This window comes from Chamaesiphon sp., from assembly GCF_041738855.1.
GTDB lineage: Bacteria > Cyanobacteriota > Cyanobacteriia > Cyanobacteriales > Chamaesiphonaceae > Chamaesiphon.
In genome coordinates, this window is sequence record NZ_JBGSPA010000153.1 from 1 (window position 1) to 6,118 (window position 6,118).

General features: G+C 50.1%; 3 protein-coding genes and 1 pseudogene. All 4 read right to left on the minus strand.

Going from position 1 to position 6,118, the window contains the following annotated elements:
* Positions 1 to 335 (minus strand): tyrosine-type recombinase/integrase (locus ACEW9I_RS15880; protein WP_373541306.1); only part of this gene is annotated, 335 nt, incomplete at its 3' end.
* Between the two features lie 205 nt (positions 336 to 540).
* Positions 541 to 1,368, minus strand: a pseudogene (locus ACEW9I_RS15885) (ISKra4 family transposase); the annotation flags it as partial.
* An 864-nt stretch (positions 1,369 to 2,232) separates the two neighbouring features.
* On the minus strand, positions 2,233 to 4,488 hold the full coding sequence (katG, locus tag ACEW9I_RS15890) for a catalase/peroxidase HPI (protein ID WP_373541307.1): 2,256 nt from the start codon (positions 4,486 to 4,488) through the stop codon (positions 2,233 to 2,235).
* A 612-nt stretch (positions 4,489 to 5,100) separates the two neighbouring features.
* Positions 5,101 to 5,868, minus strand: coding sequence for a tyrosine-type recombinase/integrase (locus tag ACEW9I_RS15895; protein WP_373541308.1), 768 nt, complete (start codon positions 5,866 to 5,868; stop codon positions 5,101 to 5,103).
* Positions 5,869 to 6,118 lie beyond the last annotated feature (250 nt).

The window sequence follows — 6,118 nt, forward strand, 5'->3', positions numbered from 1 at the left end:
CGAATCTCGTCACCATATAGCGGTTGCACCGAAGGAGTTCCCTTTTTGACTCGCTTGACGTAAATCGTCCCTCCATTAAAATCGATCTGCGTCCATTGCAATGCCGATGCTTCAGCCACACGCAATCCATGACGATAGATGAGCAAAATTAAAGTTGAGTCTCGGTGAGCATGACGACCCTTGCCTTTCTTAACTGCCGATCGCATCGCTTCAATTTCTGCCGACAACAAATATTCTCTAGTTCTAACTTCTGAATATTTACGAGAATTAGGAGATTTAGAAGTTCGCTTCTCGGTTTTACCAACTTTCGATAGTTGGACGGTTGCTAATGCCATGACTCAACTCCCTGAAAACTGAGAGTATCCACTCCAATTTTACCAACTTATACTCCAAAGTTGGTAAATATATCCAGATCTAGTAGCGATTCGGCAAAGCCGAGGCTACGCCAACGAATCTGGTCGCGCCGCTCTATGCTGCTTGTTTCAAGCCAGGATACCATTGCTTAAATTTACCCTGTAACTCTTCATTCAAAACCGATGCTTGTTGCCCTTTGAGTACATTTCCATGCCACAGACACCATTTAATCCGTTCGAGCTGGGGGATGTCTGCTTCAGTCTCTGTTTGGTTGAGTCCTTTCGCCATCTGACTCATCACTGTCAGCCGCATTGTAATGTGAAACCAGTCGAGTAAATACTCGGCATTTGGATTGAGGTATAACTGTAGTTCGCGGAGCTTATTATCACCATCTGACAGGAACGTTACTTGTTGATTCATCTGCATTCCTTGGGATTTTAGAACCTCAAATATCCGCCGTTGAGGTTTAGTATCGTAACAGTAAACTCCGCCAAATTGTCTGGATGTACCGTCGGCTTTGATGCTCTTACCAACAATCACTTCAAAGTTACTTTTGCCCAGCGATTTTTTATCGGCAGAACGAACGTATCCTCCATCCAGCCCTAGAACTAAAGGTAGATCTGGTTTGGGCAATTTATCCCATTCTCTTTGACAACCATCAATATATGTACCGTTTTGTTCACCCAACTCATCTTCTAAACGTTGCCCCAATGAGTGCAAGTTGTTTCGGACTGCTGTGGTGTTAATTTCTCCTTCGATTGGGAGTACTTCTTGCAAGAGTTTTACCGACAGTCCATAAGACATTAAAGACGCAAACTTTGACTCTAAATACAGCAGTTCTGGCGAAGTGCGCTCGGCAAGTAATTTGGCAACTGGGTTGAAGCTACGGGTTGGCTGTTCTTGGCAACCGCAGTGAAATAGACGATGACTTTCGATCTGTAATTTGCCAAATAATGTGCGGTATACAATCGTCCGCTTGTCTTTATGCAATAGCTGATTTTTACAGTGTGGACATATCGCCTCTCGTCCCGCCCACGCCAGCGGCACATCCCGCTCCTGAGTAACTTCATACCACTTTCTCCCCGCAGGTAGTTGCGGCCAGTTGGGTACTACATACTCAGGATTGGGCTGACGAGTATCCGTCCCCCAATCCGAGAAATTAGCAACAACGACAACAACATTATCACCACTGCCGCGTTTCCACACCAGCACCCGTTTACCCTCATTGAAATCGACATGAATGAAATCAGTATCATTCACAGCTAAAGCTGCTGATTTGGTACGAAACTTCACCAGACGAGCGACATAGTAGAAAACCCGCTTTCGCCATTCATCATCCAGACGCGAGAAGTTCACCGGATCGACCTGCTTATTTTCATCGCGCTCCTGTTTAGGAACGTTGAAAATATCATTATCCAGGCGATCGGCAAATTCATCCCCCGCCAAGATCATCGGTATCCCTACCGCCGTCAGCAGGCACACAAAGGCTAATTTAATCCGCTCCTCCTTTTTCGACACATTATTGAAATCAAGATAATTGTAGAGCCGTTCGGCACCCTCTCCTTCAACATCATGGGAAGTGATGTAGTTGATTACTTGAGAGCCATCGGTAAACCCCAAATTCAGATGGCGACAATCGTTGGCGTAGCCTACCGGAGGTAATCGCTTTCCGAATTGTCGTTTCACAAGTGGGATCGCCACTATTAAATTTGATGAAAAAATCGAGAAAGTTGATATTCCCAATCGAAGTGCCACTAGCAAACGCCAATCTCCGAAAATCAACAAGTCACGTCAAATCTAGTTAAATCGCTTGAGCGTCAGATCGGCGCAAGCCGACCCGACATTTCCATCTTGCCGTAACTTCCTTCGCTCTCCAGGCTAACCTTCAGGAGGCTGACCCACACGACCGCGATTGGGTACGTCGAACCGATCGAGCATCATCACCTTATCCCATGCCGCCACGAAATCGCGCACCAGTCGCTGATGACCATCGTTGGCAGCATAGACTTCACCGACAGCCCGAAGCTGCGGATCGGAACCGAACACTAGATCGGCGCGGGTTGCAGTCCACTTCGGCTGATTTGTCTGGCGATCTCGACCCTCAAACGCAGTCTTTTCGTCATTGGTTGCGCTCCAGACCGTCGCCATGTCGAACAGGTTGACGAAGAAATCGTTGCTCAACACGCCAGGTCGCTCGGTGAACGCGCCGTGTTTTGAACCGTCCCAGTTAATCCCGATCGCCCGCAGTCCGCCGATTAGTGCCGTCAGTTGCGGGGCGGTCAGCGTGAGTAGATTCGCCCGATCGATCAAGAACACCTCACAGGCCACCTTGGACTGCCGCTGCTGAAAATTGCGGAAACCATCGACGACCGGATGGAGCCACTCGAAACTCTCGATGTCAGTGTCCTCCTGCAAGGCATCCATGCGACCCGGCGTGAAAGGCACCTGGACTTCGATGCCAGCATCGCGAGCGGCTTGCTCGACACCCGCGCAGCCGCCCAGCACGATTAAATCGGCAAGGGAGACTTTCTTATTGCTAGTCTGGGCATCATTAAACGCTTGCTGCACGCCTTCGAGTGTCAATAGCACCTTAGCGAGCTGTTGGGGCTGGTTCACTTCCCAGTCTTTTTGGGGCGCGAGGCGGATGCGCGCTCCATTTGCGCCGCCCCGCTTGTCGGAGTTGCGGAATGTTGAGGCTGAAGCCCATGCCGTACCGACGAGTGCTGAGACGCTCAGACCCGTAGCGAGGATCTTGGATTTGAGATCGGCAATATTGGTCGCGTCAAGCGGGTCGCGATCGCTCGTCGGAATCGGGTCTTGCCAGATTAAATCTTCTGCTGGTACTTCGGCTCCCAGGTAACGGACTTTAGGCCCCATATCACGGTGGGTGAGCTTATACCAGGCGCGGGAGAACGCGTCTTCAAACTCGCTCATGTTATCGAGGTAACGACGACAGATTTTGGCGTACTCTGGATCGTCACGTAGGGCGATGTCCGAGGTCATCATCATCAGCGGATTGCGCTGGCCCTGGATATGCGCGTCGGGGGTGGTGGCATCGGGAGTCGATACCGTCGGTCGCCACTGTTTGGCACCCGCTGGGCTTTCGGTCAGTTCCCACTCGAAATTAAACAGGTTATGCAGATACTCGGCATCCCATTTGGTCGGCTCCGAAGTCCAGGCACCCTCGATCCCGTTGGTCATGGTAAACTCGGCGTTCCCAGTACCTGCTGAATTCATCCAGCCCAAACCCTGCACTTCGAGCGGTGCGCCTGCCGGAGCTGGGCCGATATGCTCCTTACCAACGGCACCGTGGCTCTTGCCGAAAGCGTGACCACCAGCAATCAGGGCAACGGTCTCCTCGTCATTCATCGCCATCCGCGCGAATGTTTCGCGGATTTCACGCGCCGAAGAAATCGGATCGGAATTGCCGCCGGGGCCTTCTGGATTGACGTAGATCAGCGACATTTCGGAAGCCGCTACCGGATTTTCGAGGTCGTAATACTCTCCTTTCGGATCGCCGTGCCACCGCTGGCGACCCTGCATTTCGGTTTCGGCACCCCAGTAGGTCGCGGTATCTGCCTGCCACGCATCTAAACGTCCACCGCCGAAGCCAAAAGTCTTGAAACCCATCGATTCGAGGGCGCAGTTGCCAGTCAGCACCATCAGGTCTGCCCAGCTCAGAGCACTACCGTATTTTTGCTTAATCGGCCACAAGAGACGACGCGATTTGTCGGTGTTACCATTGTCGATCCATGACTCGATCGGTAGAAACCGCTGGAGCGCAGTGCCAGCACCGCCGCGACCATCAGCTATCCGATAGGTGCCCGCTGCGTGCCATGCCATCCTAATCATCTGCGGACCGTAATGACCGTAATCGGCAGGCCACCAATCCTGAGACGTTTTGAGCATCGCGAAAATATCGTTCTTCAGTTCGCCCAGATCGATCGTCTTAAAAGCCGCAGCATAATCGAAATCGGCTCCCAGCGGATTGGCCAGATCGGTCTGTTGGTGCAGCAGCTCGACACGCAGCCGATCCGGCCACCAATCTTCGAGCGTTGGACCCAAGCCCTGAGCACCTTCAATTCGCGTGCCACGAAACGGGCACCCACCTGTTACAGTTGCATTATCTGTCATTACCTGCTTCCTAATCTGTAATTTGTGGATTTAGCCCATCCCATATCATAAAGACATTATCCTTTGAATAGATCGTCCATTTGAAGGATGTATTGGCGTTGCGTTACCCAAGAATCTACAGCTAACTTTGATTTAAGTTAGCTTTGTAAAAGTTCTCTGACTCCTGACTGAGGCAGATACCAGCCACCATCAACCCAATCCCGCTCGGCTAAAATAGTCCAACGCGCTAATAATCTACTTTTACGTTTCAAACAGTCGATCTCCAAAGATTTCAGAGAAGGAATCGACAACAACTTATCTGATACCAAATTAAAGTCACTAAATGACAAATTAGCTCCCTCCCCTTTATAAGGCAGGGCTGATTCATCCCCTTTGGGAATGAATTTGCCAATCCCTAAAGCAAGTGATTTCGGTCTTCATGTTGATACTTCTTAGCTCGAAATCGCCAATTGTTCGATCGAAATCACTTGCTTTTCATATTGACAACCTGCGCCCAACAAGGAATGAATCAGCCCTGCTTTATAAGGGGAGGGCTGGAGTGGGGTAAAGATCTGTCGGGTTAACTATTTAAATTGGTATTAGAACGGTGTGTAGGGATACAACTCCCATCCTCTAATCCACATCCCGCTCCGAAATCGCATCAGCTAGCGTCTTCGCCGCCTTACCCTGCAACTGCTGTCGCCCATCATCATAGCGAATCAGTGTAGCCAAATTCTTATGCCTGGAATGCGCCTGAGCCGAGCGCACATCACCACCATTAAGATCTAGTAATGCCGTAATACTAGAATGTCGAATCTTGTGTGGACTCACCAATCGATCGATCCCCGCAGCCTCAGCCAATCCGCCGACGACCTGATAGAGACGATCGACACTTAACCTGGTATCCCGACAAGAAACAAATAGAGCTGGACTTCTACTTTCTCCCATACTCGCCAACCAATCAGAAATCGCTTCAATTGTAGCTGGAGCAAGATCGATCGGCTCCTTATCGATTTTCCCCTTCCCCTTGAGATAAAGCCGAGCCTCCCCAGGGTGAAAGTCCGCACGATCGAGTCCACATACCTCAGCGCGCCGCAGAGCATTGTCCCAGAGCAATCGCAGCATCGCATAATCCCGTTTACCCATGACTGTCTTTCGATCGATCCCATCGATTAACAACTGAAACTGCTCGATCGAGATCCCCCTAGTATCCTTATACGTTTGCGCCTTCACCGATTTAATATCGTCCAATCTAAACGCACACAATTTGCGCTTGGCAGCATGAGTCACAAATGATTTTAACGCTGCCAACCGCGCATTCACAGTGCTTGCTGACAACTGAGTTTCGAGCAAATGTCCCCGATAGGCGATCGCGTGGCCGATCGCTTCCCGTTCGGACAAGTTGAGAAAGGCTAAAATCGTCTCAGGGGAAACTGATACTTGGAATTCCCGTCGAAAAAAGTCTCTGAGTCCTGCCGCATAAGAACGACGAGTGGCAGGTGAAATTTGGAGTTGAAGAAATTGTGCGGTTCGTTTCTATGAAACTAATCTGAGAGGATTTCGGGATTAGAGCCTTTACGCCGCCTTGAGCGCAAGCTCTTAAAGATGGTAAAGGTAACTTCAGTATAGTGTGAGTGCGCTAAACAAAAGT